Raw genomic sequence first — 16,699 nt, forward strand, 5'->3', positions numbered from 1 at the left:
CCATAAAATGAATTGATCTTTTTTTGTGATAGTTCAAACTATAGACAATCAACAATATACTTAAGGAGAAGTAATGTATCCAAACCTTAGAGACATCGGGATCCGTAACCCAGAAAATATCAAACGCTATTCACTGCGCAAGGAAGGCGATAAGGATATTTTAAAAGTATATTTCCGAAAAACAGGCGGAATGTTGATTGGACGTAGCAGTAAATATAAATTCCAACGTCAAATCAAAACGGTGAGTGGCGGTCAGCACGTACACCATATTCAAGGCACGACCGAGTTATCTGAAATTAATCCAACGCTACATAAAATAATTAAAGAGTTGGATAGTTTAAGCTTACACGTTAGTACTGAAAAAGAACTAAAACAACAAGTACTCTCAGACTTAAAACACTTACAGTCAGTAGTTGATAACAAAATTCAAGAAATTGAAAGCAAACTAGACAAGCTGCAATAAGTAGCTTAAAGCTAAAAATAACTCACTTAGCTTAATACTGAAAGTTTCAATAAAGGGCTTTCACTCCCCCCAAAAACGAACAGATTGTTCGTTTTTTTGTATCAATATATACCAATACCAACAACCTACTTTTATAGCAAAATCAAATTTTATAAATAACCCACTTTGATCCTGTGACCTAGTACTCGAATTAACATAGTGCCCTTCTCACTTTATTGTAATTAAGTAATACAAATGATATAAATTGATCATTATTAAAGGTGAATTAATAGCATTAGATCCACTAAATCTACGCTGTTATAAAATATAAGGTGCTTAGCTGAAGGCGCTTTATAGCCTGATATTCCATTAACATTCCTTGCAATTGAATAACTTATTATTGCTGGGCTGGTATAAATTTATTAATTTCATAAGTAGAGGTTTAAATGTCTAACAAATCTTTTGATGCCATCAAAGCAATCAAATTAGAAAACGACAAATCTGCTGGTAATCTTCTTGACGTGATGCCAGTTCAAGTACAAAAGGCAGAGATTGATCTATCTTTCCTGGATAATTTAAGCGTTGAACATCCTCGCTTATTAGTACAAAGCAAAGACTTACCAGCTTTTAAAGCCAATCTAAAAAATGATGCAGGCTACTGTAAGTTTGATGCATTCATGAACAACTCAACGAATAAGTTTTTAGATGTAGCGCCTTACGCAGAGCCAAAAGCTTACCCAGAAGAAACCGTAGGCAAAGCCTCATTATGGCGTCCATACTGGCGTCAAATGTACGTCAGTTGTCAAGAAGCCTTCAATGCAACACGTAACCTATCGATTGCCGGTATAGTATTAGAAGATGAAGCGATCATCGCCAAAGCAAAAGCATGGACACTACAACTAGCTTCTTACGATCCAGAAGGCGTAACATCTCGTGGCTACAACGATGAAGCTGCTTTCCGTGTTATTGCAGCCATGGCTTGGGGTTATGATTGGCTACACAGCTACTTTTCTGATGCAGAACGTGAAACAGTAAAACAAGCGCTTATCGTTCGTTTAGAAGAGATCATGCATCATCTACAAGTAACGGTAGATCTACTGGCTAATCCACTAAACAGCCATGGGGTACGTTCAATCTCTTCAGCTGTTATTCCAACTTGTATCGCGCTTTACAATGAATACCCGAAAGCACGTGAATACATCGAATACGGTATTGAATACTATGCAGTACATTACCCACCATGGGGCGGTAAAGATGGTGCTTGGGCAGAAGGTCCAGACTACTGGAATACACAAATGGCATTCCTAGGTGAATCATTTGATTTACTAAAAAGTTACACATCTATCAACATGTTTAATAAAGAGTTCTACAAAAATACAGGTGATTTCATCATGTACTGTATGCCTGTTCACTCTAAGCGTGCTAGCTTCTGTGACCAATCAAGTATTGGTGACTTCCCAGGCCTTAAATTAGCTTACAACATCAAGCATTTTGCTGGTGTTAACAACAAACCAGAATACATTTGGTACTACAACCAACTGAAAGCACGTGACACAGAGGCTCATACAAAATTCTATAACTTCGGTTGGTGGGACTTTGGTTACGATGACTTACGTTTTGATTACCTATGGAACGATATGCCTGAAGTTAAACCTTCAGACGAACCACAACTGAAAGTATTCCCAATTACAGGTTGGGCTGGTTTCCATAGCAACATGACAAACCGTGATGAACATATTCACATGGTTTACAAATGCAGCCCATTTGGTTCTATTAGCCATTCACACGGTGACCAAAACGCCTACACTCTTCATGCGTTTGGCGATACTTTAGCAGCTATCACAGGTTACTACGGTGGTTTCGGCGTAGACATGCACATCAAATGGCGTCGTCGTACCTTCTCTAAAAACTTACCGTTATTTGGCGGTAAAGGTCAGTACGCTGAAAATACAACGACTAATTTTGAAGGCGAACATCAAGATCGCTACTGTGTGGAAGCAGGCGGTAAAATTACCGACTTTGATACAGAATCAGATCTACTATTTGTTGAAGGTGATGCATCAACATCTTACCAATTCCACAATCCAGATCTTGAATCTTACAAGCGTAAAATCTGGTTTGCTAAAGGTAAAGTCTTTGTAATGCGCGACTTAGCGACACTTAAGTCAGAGCAAGATCTAACATGGTTACTGCATACAACATTTAGTACTGAAACAGCGGCAGACTCTTTCAAAATTATTGGTGAAAATGCACAGCTAGACGTGTCATTTATCAATGACAGCAAAGATGATCTACTTTCAATTGAAAATGTAGAAGGCTTTGGTGAAGTTGACCCAAGTGAATACAAAGACCTTGAGATTCACCGTCACGTTGAAGCGAAGTTTAAAGCGAAGAAAGAACACAACATTCTAACGCTATTAGTACCAAGCAAATTGAACGGTCCTAAAACAGAGGTTTCGTACAACCTAACTGATACAACATTAACACTAAATATTGACGGTGAAGATGTAGTGATTGAGCTTTAGCTCAGGCCTTAGAAGGTTTACTTGTAAAATAAAGCCGCTTAAATAAGCGGCTTTATTGTTTTACTGATTAACGTTGAAAATCAATTAAAAGAATCCCATCGGATTAATATCATAACTCACCAACATATTTTTAGTTTGTTGATAGTGATCTAACATCATCTTATGATTCTCGCGCCCAATACCAGACTGTTTATAACCACCAAAGGCAGCATGAGCAGGGTAAAGGTGATAACAATTTGTCCAGACACGTCCAGCTTGAATACCACGCCCCATACGGTAAGCGACATTACTATCTCTTGTCCATAACCCAGCACCTAAACCAAATTCACTATCATTAGCAATTTTTAAAGCATCTTCTTCATCTTTAAAAGTGGTAATACTAATCACAGGGCCAAAAATCTCTTCTTGGAAAACACGCATATGATTACTGCCTTTTAACAAAGTAGGTTGAATGTAATATCCATTATGTGCCCCATCCACCTTCTCAATGGCCCCACCCGTTAACACTTCTGCACCTTCACCTTTACCGATTTCAATATAGGATAAAATCTTGTCATATTGCGCTTTAGAAACTTGTGCACCAATTTGACTGTCAGTATCAAATGGATTGCCTTGTATAATCTTTTGAGTACGCGCAATCAAACGCTCGATAAACTCATCGGCAATCGACTCTTGAACTAATAAACGTGACGGACAAGTACATACTTCACCTTGATTAAAGAATGCCAACGCAGCGCCTTCCAAACATTTATCGATGAAAGTATCTTCATGGTTCATCACATCAGCAAAGAAAATATTAGGCGATTTACCACCCAGCTCAACAGTAGAAGGGATTAAGTTATCTGCCGCACACTGCAAAATATGTTTACCGATAGGGCTAGAGCCAGTAAAAGCAATCTTAGCAATACGCTTAGAAGTCGCTAAAGCTTGTCCAGCCTCTTCCCCAAAGCCATTCACAATATTCAACACACCAGGTGGTAGTAAATCACCAATAATCTCCATTAAGAACAAAATAGATAATGGCGTTTGTTCAGCAGGTTTAAGCACAATACAATTACCTGTTGCCAATGCAGGTGGTATTTTCCAAGCAGCCATTAATAGTGGAAAGTTCCACGGAATAATTTGTCCAACCACACCTAACGGCTCATGGAAATGATAAGCAACAGTATGTTGGTCAATCTCACCTAACGAGCCTTCTTGCGCTCTAATACAACCAGCAAAATATCTAAAATGATCGACAGCTAAGGGAACATCAGCTCCCATTGTCTCTCGAATACATTTACCGTTATCCCATGTTTCAACCAACGCCAGCATTTCAGCATTAGCTTCAATTCTGTCAGCTATTTTAAGCAAAATATTAGAACGCTCAGTAACAGAAGTGTTACCCCACGCTTGTTTAGCCTTGTGTGCCGCATCTAATGCAAGGTCAATATCTTGCTGATCTGAGCGTGCAACTTCACATACATCATCGCCTGTTACTGGCGTTTTATTGGTGAAATATTGTCCATTAACTGGTGCAACCCATTGCCCATCAATGTAATTATCATAATGAGATTTAAACGTAATTTGTGACTCTGCAGAACCTGGATTTGGATAAATCATAAACACCTCTCAGTTATTTGTATGCCTCTGTGTGATATTCATCCTATCCGTAGATTTTTTATATGCATGACTGTTAATTCAAAAGTATTGACTGTCAGTTTTAAATGGTAGGGAGTGTGACAAAAATGATAACTCAACATGTTCAAGATCAAAGAAACAAGCCTCAAGTTTTGGTAGAGAACAAAACATCTTTTGCCGGAGAAGATGCAGAATTGAGCATATACGACACATTCGAATCTGCTACTAACGTAAAACTCGCCTCTGACCAATTGATGTTTTGCGGCATGCTTTCAGGCAAAAAAATCATGCACAGTTTGCATAGACGCTTTGAAACTGAATTCTTCCCACATGAATCATTTATTATGGCACCCAACCGCCCTATTCAAATTGACTTCCCAAATGCTAACCTCACTGCACCGACTACCTGTATCGCCATTGAAATTAGCCAAAACAGAGTAAAAAAAGTTTGCGATAAATTAAATGCAAACGTCCCGCTATCAGGCTATCAACAAGAATGGCAATACGACAATAAGTTAATGCACACTCACCACAACACAGAAACCCAAACCCTATTAAGTCGCATGATCAACATATTTTCAGAGAACCATCCAGATAGAAATTTTATGGTTGATCTCGCAGTCAGCGAACTAATTACGCGGTTATTAAGAGAACAAACGCGTGACTTTATTATTTGTCACAGCCTCAACGATCCTGAACACAATGGAATCAACTCAGTGGTTGCCTACTTATATAAGCACTTAGGGGAAGCCATCAATATAGAAGCCTTAATCAAACTATCATGCATGAGCCGTACTAAATTTTTCTCCGAATTTAAACGCACAATCGGATGCACGCCTCAGGACTTCTTATTTCAATTACGCCTAAAAAAGGCAGCAGATCTATTGAAGAAAAACCACTCAGTAACTCAAGTCTGCTTTGCAACCGGTTACTTAAGCACCAGTCATTTCAGTCGTAGTTTTAAGAAATTTTTTGGCATTAATCCAACCCAATACAAACTCAGACACAACCCAATTTCAGCAATAACCCCAAATTAAACATAATCGAGCAAACAGCCAACCTCCAACACAAAATACGTAACGCTCGATAGCATCGTAAACAGCTTAACTTGCTGTTTATAATCTGAGAGCTTATCATTCATACTATAAAATTGTGTTTATCGAAGTGCCTACTAACGACTGACACCACCTACGCTTACATATAGGAAGTAACATGAAAAAGCAGACACGTTTATACACATCATTACTCGCACTAACAGTTCTATTATCAGGCTGTGAATCAGTTTATTACTCAACAATGGAAAAAGTAGGCATTCACAAACGTGACATTCTTATTGACCGAGTAGAAGAAACAAAAGACTCGCAGGAAGAATCACAAGAAGAGTTCCAATCAGCACTAGATCGTGTAACTGCATTAATAGACTTCCAAGGTGGTGACTTACAAAACACCTATAACGCATTAAACGACGACTACCAATCTAGTTTAGATGCCGCCAATGAAGTCTCAGAAAACATAGATAAAGTAGAAGATGTCGCCAACGCCCTGTTTACAGAATGGAGTGAAGAGTTAGAACAATATAAAAGTGCCTCTTTAAAACGCCAAAGTAGCCAAAAACTAGCGAGCACCAAACAGCAATTTAATACCATGCTGCGCTCAATGCGTAATTCAGAAAGCAAAATGCAACCAGTGCTATCCTCTTTAAACGATAATGTTCTGTATTTAAAACATAATTTAAATGCACAAGCGATGTCTGAGATAAAAGGCGAATTCACCAACCTTAAGCGAGACATTCAACAACTCGTTAATGATATGAACCAATCTATCGCTGATTCAAACAAATTCATTGAACAAATGAACAGTGCCAGCTAACAGCGACAACTGATTAATAAGCCTGATGATAAAGGCTTATTAATCATGCTTTAGTTATGCCCCTCTTTCTCAGCATCACTAACCGCCAGCAATGTAATACTTTATCCACCTTACAAATCATTATTTAAGCCCCGATTAAACAGCAAGTACCCAAAAGCCCAAACAAATTTAACCTAATCCAAGCAATTTCAACTATCTTCCTAAATACCTAAAGGTTAGAATCCGTGCGCTAATTTTAATTTAGCAATTCTCAGGGCGGGGCGAAATTCCCCACCGGCGGTAAACCTGTTAGGTGAGCCCGCGAGCGCTTTATTGATTATTTAACCTAGTAATACTAACAATAAAGGTCAGCAGATCTGGTTTAATTCCAGAGCCGACGGTTAAAGTCCGGATGAAAGAGAACACAAAGCATTACATTCGTAGTGCTATTTAGCATCGCCTAATAATTGGGTGATGTTATTCTCATGCCCTGATTCTGGTAACTATTCAAAGGAAAATACCATGAGTCAGTCTCTATTAAGTTTATTCGGTGATGCACATTCGCGTGTATCAAATGCCATTCAATCAATCAAAAACGGTTCAGGTGTGTTGGTCGTTGATGATGAAGACAGAGAAAATGAAGGTGACTTTATTTTTGCTGCTGAAACATTAACAACGCCACAAATGGCGATGATGATCCGCGAAGGCAGTGGCATAGTATGTTTGTGCTTACCAACAAAAACCACGCAAAAGCTACAACTTCCACAAATGGTCAGCAACAACACCAGTCAAAATACCACTGCTTATACCGTGAGTATTGAAGCAAAACACGGTGTAACTACAGGTGTTTCTGCAGAAGATCGCGTCACCACCATTAAAACCGCCGTTGCACCAAACGCAACAGCCGATGACCTATCTCGTCCAGGTCATGTATTCCCTCTACAAGCCGTTGAAGGTGGTGTACTGGTGCGAAGAGGACATACCGAAGCAGCCGTTGATTTAGCCACACTAGCAGGATTTGCACCCGCAGGTGTTATTTGTGAATTAAGTAATGAAGATGGCTCAATGGCACGTTTACCAGAAGTCGTTAAATTTGCACAGCAACATGATATGCCAGTGGTCAGTATTGATGATTTAGTGAATTATATTAAAGCAGAGCAGGTAGCGTAATTCATATATAGCTAGGTGTAGTTTTGGATTGCCAAAACGTCTAAAACTGAAGTGAGTTATAGCTTTATGGGCTGTCTATAGAAATATAGATGGCCTTTTTTGTTGTCGCAACAATTGTGCTTTTTCAAATTGAAGTGCTATTTAATTAACATCACAATTCGTCTGCGCTTAACTTAATGAATAATCGTTGCTTGGTGTTCCGCCCTATCGGCGTGTTACTTTCTTTTGAGTGGCCAAAAGAAAGTAACCAAAGAAAAGGCCACACCGAATATTTTTTAATCTGAATAAATGACTACCTTCTTAACGCACCGCTCATACGCGGTGTCCATGCCGCGAAGTTCGCTAGCAAAGGCCACGCAGAGCTTAGCCCGCTCATATGACTATGCTGTCGCATAAATCGCTCCCTGCCTAACCTTGCTAAAGGCAATCATTGATTCAGAAAAATATAACGGGGAAATTGATGTAGCCGCGTTGAACGTTCTAATTTGTATAAGCTCACTAAAACAATATTCCTCTAAAATAATCGTTTTAAATGTACCGTTTCGGACGTGCATCCATGCACTAGCCTCAACTAATCCAAACATTCTGTTTGTACTTTACTAAAATAAGTTAGTTGCTTGGGAAAGCTCAACAGTGTCGAATTGTAGTCATATTGAGTTTTGTATTACTCTAGCAATAAAATAAAAGTTCCTGTTACATATAAATTCAAAAAACTAATTCTGCTCTTCTGTTGTTAATACGAAATGATTCTTCCTTTTAATATCATTAAATTTTGACTTCAACATCCATAAATTTGATTTACTTTTCATACTGCGTATTATCAATTGATTTTTAACAAATTAATATATTCTATATTTACACTAGAAATATGGAATTTTTCGGTTTAAGAAGCTGTTAGTTTTTACAAGGAGAGTTGGCATTGTCAGCAGAAAATTTTTTAAATGCAGAAACTGATACTTTTGGTGGAATAATCAAAGGTGATAATAAATTCAAAGTTCCTCTATATCAAAGAGACTATTCATGGAACAAAACTCATTGGAATGATCTGTGGTTAGACATAGAAACTAACAGAAAAAATGATTCTAAACATTATATGGGTTCTGTTGTTTTAGTATCTAAAAACAAAAAACAATACGATATTATCGATGGTCAGCAACGATTAACAACTCTTACCATATTAGTACTGGCTGTCGTTGATACATTAAATGATTTAGTTAAGCGTGAAATCGATATTGAAAACAATGAGAAGCGAATAGAACTATTAATTACTGACTTCATTGGTAAAAAGTCGTTATCTTCATTAAACTATGAAAACAAAATTGAATTGAATGAAAGCAATAATCCTTTCTTTTCGACCTATATCACTAATTTTAGAAAACCTGTAAATATCAAATCAACTATTAAAAGTAATAAATTACTTTTCGACTGTTTTAATTATTATAAAGAATTAATCAAAGAAGAAATTTTTATGGACGAAGATGTTTCTTCATTAATTTCTTTTGTTGAATATGTTTCTGATAGTTTGTTGTTTATCCAAATTACCGCAACAGATGATTTAAGTGCTTATCTAATTTTTGAAACATTAAATGACCGAGGCTTAGATTTATCCGTTACAGATTTATTGAAAAACTATCTATTTTCAATTGTTGATGATTCTGATAAAAGCCATGTTAAAAATATTTGGGATGTAACGATTAATCATGTTTCGTACTCTGGTTTCCCCAAGTTCCTTCGCCATTATTGGATGATGCAAAATGGTTTGATTCAAGAGAAAGAGCTGTTTAAAACGGTAAAAAGAAATATTAATACACCTAGAACAGCGTTTGACCTATTAAATAGTATGAGTGAAGTTTCAGAGGTTTATGCAGCTTTAAGTGATTCTTCTCATCAATTATGGGAAGGTAAAGAGAAAGTTAAAAAACATATTCGAGAATTGAATCTATTTAACGTCACTCAATGTTATCCGTTATTGATTAATGCATACTTATACTTAGATCACGATGATTGGATCTCTACTTTAAGAATATGCTCTGTAATATCCTTTAGATATATGGTTGTCTCAGGCTTAAACCCAAATGCTTTAGAGTCAAAATATAATGATGCGTGTAAAGCAATAAATATAGGAACAGCCAAAACAGCAAGGGACATCTTTGTCATTTTACAGCCGCTTTATATTAGTGATGAAGATTTTGAGCGTAACTTTGAATCCAAATCTATCAGAACTAAAAGGTCTGCTAAATTAGCAAGGTATATAGTTTATAGCATCGAAAATCATCTATCCGAGCACTCATTTGATTTTGAGTATGATAACGGATCACTTGAACATGTTTTACCTGAAAACCCATCGACTGAATGGAATGAAAATTTTCCTAAAGATATCGAAGAGAGTTTTATTTATAGGCTTGGAAATTTTACATTATTAGAGCCAGACAAAAATCGTGTTATCGGTAACAAAAACTTTGAACATAAATCCGGTGTTTATGAAACGAGTAGATATGAATTAACAAAAAAATTCGGTTATCAAAAGTGGAATCAAAACAACCTTAAAGCTAGACAAAAGTATTTATCAAAACAAGCGAAAGCAATCTGGCGCCTACCTTACGCATAAAGTAAAAACTAACAAAATAATTGGACTCCCCTACCAATCAGATAAGCTGAAACTGCATATAATCATAATTTAAGGGAGTTCAGTATTATGAAGAATAGAAAATGAAGTCTGGTCTTGCTTTTGCTTTTGCTTTTGCTTTTTTAAAACACTTCACTACAAAACCCCAAAAAACGATACTCAATGTGGCTACAACTACCCCACCGTTGAGCTTTCCCAAACGATAAATTACTTTCAGCAACAGCAAACAGGACGTTTGCTGTAAGCTCATTCAGCACATGGATGTGCTATATGAACTGGTGCGTTAAGAAAGGCATTTAGCGTTTGGAGTAAGAAAGCGATTCGGTGGCCAGTTTCTTTGCATCCTTTCTTTTCTGGTAAAAGAAAGGATGTCGCCGACAGGGCGAAATCTCAGCTAATAAAAACCTAACAGCCCAAATGAGCGTAGACGAACCAAAAAACAATAAAAGCAAAAAGTACGAAACACCCGGTAATCATCCCCAAACATTATTAACGCAAGGGAGCAGCCCTTAACTCAATAAATCCCTCATATTTAGCCCTCTAATCACATTTATGACTCAATTTAATCAATTAGTTAATAAAAACAAAATAATCTATTTAATCTCAAGTAAATGTAAGCTACTGTCGTTTTTTATTTAAATAAACAGGCTGAAAATGAGAAATTCTACAGCCTTGTTATAAGCCCAAGGAGGGTTTACTGTAAATGAAATTATATGTACGAAATCGCACAACGGGTCAAAAAACGTATTTAAAACAAAGTGCTATTTCCAGACGAGAATTAGCGAATCAATTAGGTACCAAGCGTTTTCAAGTTGATAAACAAATATTTTCGGTTAATGAAGTGAAAGCTGAAAATAATTCAAATACACCAAGTGCAATGGCTGCCGGTGGTTTTGTAGGCGTTGTTGGTGGTGTTCCTGGTGTGATTATTGGTAGTTTAATTGGTGCACTTCTTGGTAAAAGTACTGATAGTGAAGATAAAGTTAAATCTGAAAAATTTAATCGGAGCGAGTTATGAAGGCTCTAAACTTTAAACTTATCGGTGTTTTTATTTTTTTGATTGTTTTGTCATTTATTCTTATGTCGAATACGAAAGCAACAATGCTTCTTATTAAGTCGGTATTAAAATGGGAAAGTTTGAATGCATCATTATGGTTAGGTTTTATATGTTGTTTTGTTGTTCATTACCTGTCTATAAAAGATGATACTTCATATAATGGAGGACTTATTTTTAAGCATTTTGGCAAGTTTGCAGATTCCGCATTTGCGATTATAACTTATGGTTTAGCTTCAACGACTTCATCATCAATTTTAAAGGGTGTTTATATTCAGCAATATTTTGAAGAAAAAGTTTACTTTAATCACTTTGACCAAATAGATATTTATTCCATGCTTGTAGTTTGTTTATTTTTATTGGGTTACTCACTTTATGCGGCTATCTCTGCTCTTCGAAATGCAGTATTACTTTCGCAAGCAGAGCTAGCAATCCCAATCGCAGATTAAAGGGTTTATTTATTATAGTAAATAGCGGTTTTTATACTAAAGGAATTTCGATGAGTCAGTTTCCTGAGGGGGAGTTTAACTAAAATAAGATCGATGAGAAAATAGAGTCAAGTCTTGTTTTTTACTTTTTAAAATATACCTATAACAAAGCTGCAGATAATCGATGCTCAATGTGGCGACAACTCCCCCACCGTTGAGCTTTTCCAAACGATAAATGACTTTCAGCAACAGCAAACAGGACGTTTGCTGTAAGTTCATACAGCACATCCATGTGCTGAATGAACTGGTGCGTTAAGAAAGGCAATTAACGTTTGGATAAGAAAGCGATCCGGTGGCCAGTTTCTTTGCATCCTTTCTTTTCTGGTAAAAGAAAGGGTGTCGCCGACAGGGCGAAAACACTGCCAATAAAAATCAAACTGCCACGACGAGCGCAGACGAAACAAAACTAAAAACGGCTAAAAAAGAATAGGTTTAGGTATGTTTTTTTGCTTTTTAAAAATGCTTGCCCACAAAACCCTAAGAAAAACAAAGCTCAATATGGCTACAACTGCCCTACCGTTGAGCTTTCCCAAGCGATAAATGACTTTCAGCAACAGCAAACAGGACGTTTGCTGTAAGTTCATTCAGCACATGGATGTGCTGTATGAGCTGGTGCGTTAAGAAAGGCATTTAGCGTTTGGAGTAAGAAAGCGATTCGGTGGCCAGTTTCTTTGTACCCTTTCTAGTAAAAGAAAGGGTGTCGCCGACAGGGCGAAAACGCTCCTAATAACTAGCTAGCTGTCAGGGTGAGCGCAGACGAAGCAAAAATCGAGCTTTATCAATCACCCTTAAACATCAAAAAATGCGTAGGTTCTTGTTTCAATACTTTGTCTTGGTTTGTTGTTTTCGCCCTGATTAGCTAATGGGAAAGCTGTATGCATCGCAAAGCGAGCGCTTGTTGGTTCACTATCAAAACCTTTAATTAATACAAGGAAGATCGAGGTCCCCCATAAACTTAGTCGGATCATAATTACCCTTCTATCTTTTAGTTATGTAGTTTTACATGCTAAGAGGTAGTTGTTGTGACGCAGTCACGCCAATCTCAAGTATCGTTATCTAATCCCCCTTATTATCATTGTATTCCCCGTTGTGTTCAGTAAAGTCACAGTGAAAAAAGGATTAATAAATGCACGCCCCGCCAAGATAAAGTGAATAAGCAATGGCAAATGTACTGTCTCACTCATAATACAGAGAAGTTAAGGAATAATTTAAATTAACCAAGGGTTAAGCTCTTAAACCGCAATAATAAAACCTAATTAACCTCATAAACACTCTTACAACTCAATTCAATCAATCAATCAATCAATCATTTATTGAAAAGTGAATAATTTATTTGAATATCAAGTAAATGTGAATTAATGTTGTTTTTTATTTTAAATAATAAGGCTGAGAATGAGAAATTCTACAGCCTCGTTAACAATATTGAGATTATAATTATGTCCGGAATTACAGAATTAGATAAATTATTAAAGTCGATGAAACCAGAGTTATTAGGATCTGATTTTGTTTTTTGTACTGTTCCTGGATCTTTCACTGAATATACATCGCTTAATCCGGTGGCAACATTTTCTGAAGCAGAGGGGTTAACCTTAGTCTTAGAAAAAAATGTTGCGGAAGGTGCTGAACTTCAATTTGAAGGTTCATTTCGCCAAATTACATTAACAGTCCATTCTAGTCTTGAAGCGGTTGGTTTGACTGCAGCCGTATCAGAAAAACTAGCTAGTAAAGGTATAAGCGCTAACGTTATCGCTGCTTATTATCATGATCATGTTTTTGTACAATCGTCTAAAGCTGACTTAGCACTTTCGGCATTACAAGAATTCGATGAGCAATTGTAAATATATTGCTAATAAGTGCCTTAAACGGAACAAAGAATAATAGTGTTTTATGCTTAGCCTTTTTGTACTAGAAAAGTTAATAGAATCCCAAATGAAACTGTTAAATTTGGCTATCTTTCTTATAGATAAGTAAAATATAGAAATAGAAGGTGAGAGTCTTTCTATTGAGTATGATCATAACGATAGCTCAGTCCTCATTTCATTAATGTTGTCTGCGGGTGGTTCAATAGAAACAATAAAAGCAATTAGTTCTTTATCAAGCCTTCGTTTCAGTGATTCATTACCTATAGCTAGGTCTGTTGTTGAGGGGTGTATAAATGCGACATATGTTTTGGCCGAAGGTAAAGATGCAGTTGATAATGCTATTGCACATGCAGTAGCAAAAAGTCATAAAAACCTAGAAAAATCGACCGGAATTGGCAACCATAAAATTTCAATAAAGAGAAATAGAGAAATCACTTTTAGCGAATATGTTTGCAAGCAAATATATGATTTTACTACTAAAAAAGGTTTTACAAAAAACTGGACTGATTTAAGTGTACCCCAACGAATTGTTGAAATAGAAGAAGTATTTGGTAACGAAAGAGCCATGGAATTGAATGGTGCTTATTTTATGGTGTATGGCGATGCTTCAGAAGTTATACATGGTAGTTATTATGGTTCATTACTTTCAAGTGGTCGTACTTTTTTTAATGATTCTCCTAAGAATGTTGATGAGCAAACTAAGGCGCATGAAGCCCATATAGAGTGTGCTTATCTTTCTTCATTCATGGCATTATCAGGCTTACTATATGCTTTTTCACAGCGCTTTGGTTTTAAAACACTTCAGAAAAAATTGGACCAAAATATGTTAGGACTTGCGGAGTTTGTAAAACACGATAAATAATTATTGGCTTTATTCTCACTTAAATAGAGAAATTATATAGTCTTGTTATGTAGCAGTTTTAGCTAAGTTTTTTTTATTATCAAACAATCAGAGAATAAGCTTATAGAGTTTTTGCTTGGACAATTTGCATCTATGTTATTTGCTCTGCCAACAACAGTATTACTTTGGTTAGCAACCAATAAGTATTTAACTTTTTGGGGACCAGAAAATGCATTTATAGGCAGTATAGGTTTTTGGGAAATATTTGGTTTATTTGCCTTTACTTCTTTATTTTATCCTCGATTATTTCCATCTTTACTTGGTAAAGCTTGGAATGAGCTGATGAAAGCTGGAAATGGCTGTAGCCACATAACAAATCCATTTAAACGAAAGTAGTCTCTCTCTACGTTAGTAGATACCTTCTCATCATTCTGAGGAGGTTAAAATACTTAAATATATACAACTAAAAACATGCTTTAACTAATTGATTTTAAAACTAAAGCAATAAAAATAACCAAATTTAAGGAACACATGAAGCTTCAAGGTAAAGTAATAAACTGGAATGACGACAAAGGGTTTGGTTTTGTGGAGCCAAACGGTGGCGGTACTCGTGCTTTTGTCCATATTAAAGCTTTTAGTTCAAGATCACGTAGGCCGGTTAATGGTGAACTTATTATCTACGAATTAGTACATGAAAGTGGTAACCGATACAAAGCGACTAATATTAGATTTGCACGAGATAATAACCAAGAAAAAACTAAAAGCCGTGAACGTCATTCACCTAAAAATAGTAAACCTAAAAGCTATATCTTGAGTTCTATATTTACCGTACTTTTTTGTATTGGATTAATACTTGCTGTGTTCAGCCGTAAACTTCCATTTTTTATTGGTTTCGTCTACGCATTGATTAGCTTAATTACTATTCTTGTTTATGCACAAGACAAGTATTCGGCGCAAACAGGCCGTTGGAGAACTTCAGAAGCGACATTGCATTTCCTTTCTCTGATAGGTGGGTGGCCGGGAGCGCTAATTGCACAAAAAGTATTACGACACAAAACAAGTAAAAGCGAATTTATTAGTACTTACCGCGTTACTGTATTTTTTAATATCGCCACCTTACTTATTATCTATACAGAACAAGGTCAGTACCTTTTACACGATATGGTATTACCCTTTTTTAAATAGCTAATTAACGAAGAAAAATAGAGTTAACTCTTTTTATTTTTAAATGCACCTATCAAAGCGCTACAAGTAATCAAAGCTCAATGTGGTTCTAACTACCCCACTATTGAGCTTCTCAATCAAGCTTAAAGATCAAAAAATGCGTCGATTATTGTTTCAATACTTTGTCTTGGTTTGTTGTATTCACATCAGACGATTATCTTTCTAATAACATCTCTCTTATCAATAAGACATAAAAATCACTTTAAATTCATAAATACTACCATAAGAAATTGATTTAATTCACCCCAAGAGTATTATCATGCTTTTTTAGCAAATAAACACATTTCTAGCCGGAATGTGGGGGTTTTCAGCTTAAGAAGCTAAAAATTTTTTAAATTATAATAAATGGAAGTATAAAAATGTCGTTAGTTATTAAAAAATGGTACGCAAGTGAAAGTCAAAATGAAGATGGTAATTTTGTTCATATAGTGGGTAGACAAGGAGGCCTGCTTTCTTGGTTATTATCTTTATTTAAGATTGATCCTACAAATGAAATTGAAATTCAAGATAATTTGTTGAAATTCACTACATCTTCATTAGCAGGTCGAGAAAAAAGAATAATACCAATGAAATCTATAAGTTCGTCATATTATGGTTATGAAAAACCTTGGAAAATGGCATTGTTTTTAGGTGTTATATTCACACCTTTATTAGGTTTAGGTCTTGTGATTGGTCCTTTGTATTACATTTTAAATAAAAGTTTAACTGTTGGGGTTGTTGAAAGCTCTGGATGGGTTGGAGCTTTTTCATTTAAGCGCTCTATCATTGAAGGACAAAATATAAACGAAGAAGACGCATATAGAGTTATAGAGATTATAAGATCATTAATTGAGGAAAAAACAGTCTAACAAGCTGCTGAGGAAAGTTCGAAGATATCCGTAAACTTTCCTTAGAGTTGATTAGTGTTTATATAATCGGAATCGTTTTGTCGCTAGCATTAGAATATTTAATGCTAACAATAACTTAAAATCGTAACAGAAATGATGGGTTATTTTTTCG

General features: G+C 36.1%; 16 protein-coding genes and 1 riboswitch. Of the genes, 14 read left to right on the forward strand and 2 right to left on the reverse strand.

The features are described 5' to 3' along the window. The first annotated feature begins 73 nt into the window (after positions 1-73). Positions 74-463 (forward strand): DUF3461 family protein, encoded by a 390-nt coding sequence (locus V5290_RS13165; RefSeq protein ID WP_333386577.1) that lies wholly within the window; start codon positions 74-76, stop codon positions 461-463. Positions 464-888: 425 nt separating this feature from the next. Continuing rightward, entirely contained in the window at positions 889-2,967 is a 2,079-nt protein-coding gene (locus V5290_RS13170; RefSeq protein ID WP_333386579.1) for a DUF4962 domain-containing protein, read from the forward strand. An 84-nt stretch (positions 2,968-3,051) separates the two neighbouring features. Here V5290_RS13170 and V5290_RS13175 read toward each other — a convergent pair whose 3' ends face one another. Further along, positions 3,052-4,569, reverse strand: a complete 1,518-nt coding sequence (locus V5290_RS13175) for an aldehyde dehydrogenase family protein (protein ID WP_333386582.1) — start codon at positions 4,567-4,569, stop codon at positions 3,052-3,054. Positions 4,570-4,694: 125 nt separating this feature from the next. Here V5290_RS13175 and V5290_RS13180 point away from each other — a divergent pair, with 125 nt between their 5' ends. From V5290_RS13180 to V5290_RS13210, 7 genes are all read left to right on the forward strand, one after another. After that, complete coding sequence (locus V5290_RS13180; protein ID WP_333386585.1) at positions 4,695-5,624, forward strand: helix-turn-helix transcriptional regulator; 930 nt, start codon at positions 4,695-4,697, stop codon at positions 5,622-5,624. Between the two features lie 175 nt (positions 5,625-5,799). Continuing rightward, entirely contained in the window at positions 5,800-6,456 is a 657-nt protein-coding gene (locus V5290_RS13185; RefSeq protein ID WP_333386588.1) for a DUF2959 domain-containing protein, read from the forward strand. A gap of 242 nt (positions 6,457-6,698) precedes the next feature. Then, positions 6,699-6,863: riboswitch (FMN riboswitch) on the forward strand. 94 nt (positions 6,864-6,957) lie between these two features. Next, complete coding sequence (gene ribB, locus V5290_RS13190; protein WP_333386591.1) at positions 6,958-7,605, forward strand: 3,4-dihydroxy-2-butanone-4-phosphate synthase; 648 nt, start codon at positions 6,958-6,960, stop codon at positions 7,603-7,605. A 919-nt stretch (positions 7,606-8,524) separates the two neighbouring features. Further along, the gene (locus V5290_RS13195) at positions 8,525-10,213 is read left to right on the forward strand and encodes a DUF262 domain-containing HNH endonuclease family protein (RefSeq protein WP_333386594.1); all 1,689 of its coding nucleotides are present in this window, start codon (positions 8,525-8,527) and stop codon (positions 10,211-10,213) included. Between the two features lie 721 nt (positions 10,214-10,934). Further along, entirely contained in the window at positions 10,935-11,249 is a 315-nt protein-coding gene (locus V5290_RS13200) for a hypothetical protein (RefSeq protein ID WP_333386598.1), read from the forward strand. Continuing rightward, the gene (locus tag V5290_RS13205; RefSeq protein WP_333386600.1) at positions 11,246-11,734 is read left to right on the forward strand and encodes a hypothetical protein; all 489 of its coding nucleotides are present in this window, start codon (positions 11,246-11,248) and stop codon (positions 11,732-11,734) included. Before V5290_RS13200 ends, V5290_RS13205 begins: the two co-directional genes overlap by 4 nt. Positions 11,735-12,219: 485 nt before the next feature. Next, positions 12,220-12,351, forward strand: coding sequence for a hypothetical protein (locus tag V5290_RS13210; protein ID WP_333386603.1), 132 nt, complete (start codon positions 12,220-12,222; stop codon positions 12,349-12,351). A 210-nt stretch (positions 12,352-12,561) separates the two neighbouring features. Here the strand turns inward: V5290_RS13210 and V5290_RS13215 are convergent, their stop codons facing one another. Further along, entirely contained in the window at positions 12,562-12,741 is a 180-nt protein-coding gene (locus tag V5290_RS13215; protein WP_333386605.1) for a hypothetical protein, read from the reverse strand. A 468-nt stretch (positions 12,742-13,209) separates the two neighbouring features. Between V5290_RS13215 and V5290_RS13220 the strand changes: the two genes are divergently transcribed. The 5 genes from V5290_RS13220 to V5290_RS13240 all read left to right on the forward strand — a co-directional run bounded on the left by V5290_RS13220 (position 13,210) and on the right by V5290_RS13240 (position 16,548). After that, the gene (locus tag V5290_RS13220; RefSeq protein WP_333386607.1) at positions 13,210-13,611 is read left to right on the forward strand and encodes an ACT domain-containing protein; all 402 of its coding nucleotides are present in this window, start codon (positions 13,210-13,212) and stop codon (positions 13,609-13,611) included. A 205-nt stretch (positions 13,612-13,816) separates the two neighbouring features. Next, the gene (locus tag V5290_RS13225) at positions 13,817-14,497 is read left to right on the forward strand and encodes a DUF5677 domain-containing protein (protein WP_333386610.1); all 681 of its coding nucleotides are present in this window, start codon (positions 13,817-13,819) and stop codon (positions 14,495-14,497) included. 111 nt (positions 14,498-14,608) lie between these two features. Then, entirely contained in the window at positions 14,609-14,872 is a 264-nt protein-coding gene (locus tag V5290_RS13230) for a hypothetical protein (protein ID WP_333386612.1), read from the forward strand. Positions 14,873-15,007: 135 nt separating this feature from the next. Continuing rightward, on the forward strand, positions 15,008-15,661 hold the full coding sequence (locus tag V5290_RS13235; protein ID WP_333386615.1) for a cold shock and DUF1294 domain-containing protein: 654 nt from the start codon (positions 15,008-15,010) through the stop codon (positions 15,659-15,661). A gap of 398 nt (positions 15,662-16,059) precedes the next feature. Then, positions 16,060-16,548 (forward strand): hypothetical protein, encoded by a 489-nt coding sequence (locus tag V5290_RS13240; protein ID WP_333386618.1) that lies wholly within the window; start codon positions 16,060-16,062, stop codon positions 16,546-16,548. The last annotated feature ends 151 nt before the right edge of the window (positions 16,549-16,699 follow it).

This window comes from Psychromonas arctica (assembly GCF_036697365.1).
Classification (GTDB): Bacteria; Pseudomonadota; Gammaproteobacteria; order Enterobacterales; family Psychromonadaceae; genus Psychromonas; species Psychromonas arctica_A.

Excerpts from the sequence above, each read along its gene's own strand:
- V5290_RS13165 (WP_333386577.1), top strand. The coding sequence starts at position 74 with ATGTATCCAAACCTTAGAGACATCGGGATCCGTAACCCAGAAAATATC.
- V5290_RS13170 (WP_333386579.1), top strand. The coding sequence starts at position 889 with ATGTCTAACAAATCTTTTGATGCCATCAAAGCAATCAAATTAGAAAAC.
- V5290_RS13175 (WP_333386582.1), bottom strand. The coding sequence starts at position 4,569 with ATGATTTATCCAAATCCAGGTTCTGCAGAGTCACAAATTACGTTTAAA.
- V5290_RS13180 (WP_333386585.1), top strand. The coding sequence starts at position 4,695 with ATGATAACTCAACATGTTCAAGATCAAAGAAACAAGCCTCAAGTTTTG.
- V5290_RS13185 (WP_333386588.1), top strand. The coding sequence starts at position 5,800 with ATGAAAAAGCAGACACGTTTATACACATCATTACTCGCACTAACAGTT.
- ribB (WP_333386591.1), top strand. The coding sequence starts at position 6,958 with ATGAGTCAGTCTCTATTAAGTTTATTCGGTGATGCACATTCGCGTGTA.
- V5290_RS13200 (WP_333386598.1), top strand. The coding sequence starts at position 10,935 with ATGAAATTATATGTACGAAATCGCACAACGGGTCAAAAAACGTATTTA.
- V5290_RS13205 (WP_333386600.1), top strand. The coding sequence starts at position 11,246 with ATGAAGGCTCTAAACTTTAAACTTATCGGTGTTTTTATTTTTTTGATT.
- V5290_RS13215 (WP_333386605.1), bottom strand. The coding sequence starts at position 12,741 with ATGATCCGACTAAGTTTATGGGGGACCTCGATCTTCCTTGTATTAATT.
- V5290_RS13220 (WP_333386607.1), top strand. The coding sequence starts at position 13,210 with ATGTCCGGAATTACAGAATTAGATAAATTATTAAAGTCGATGAAACCA.
- V5290_RS13225 (WP_333386610.1), top strand. The coding sequence starts at position 13,817 with ATGTTGTCTGCGGGTGGTTCAATAGAAACAATAAAAGCAATTAGTTCT.
- V5290_RS13235 (WP_333386615.1), top strand. The coding sequence starts at position 15,008 with ATGAAGCTTCAAGGTAAAGTAATAAACTGGAATGACGACAAAGGGTTT.
- V5290_RS13240 (WP_333386618.1), top strand. The coding sequence starts at position 16,060 with ATGTCGTTAGTTATTAAAAAATGGTACGCAAGTGAAAGTCAAAATGAA.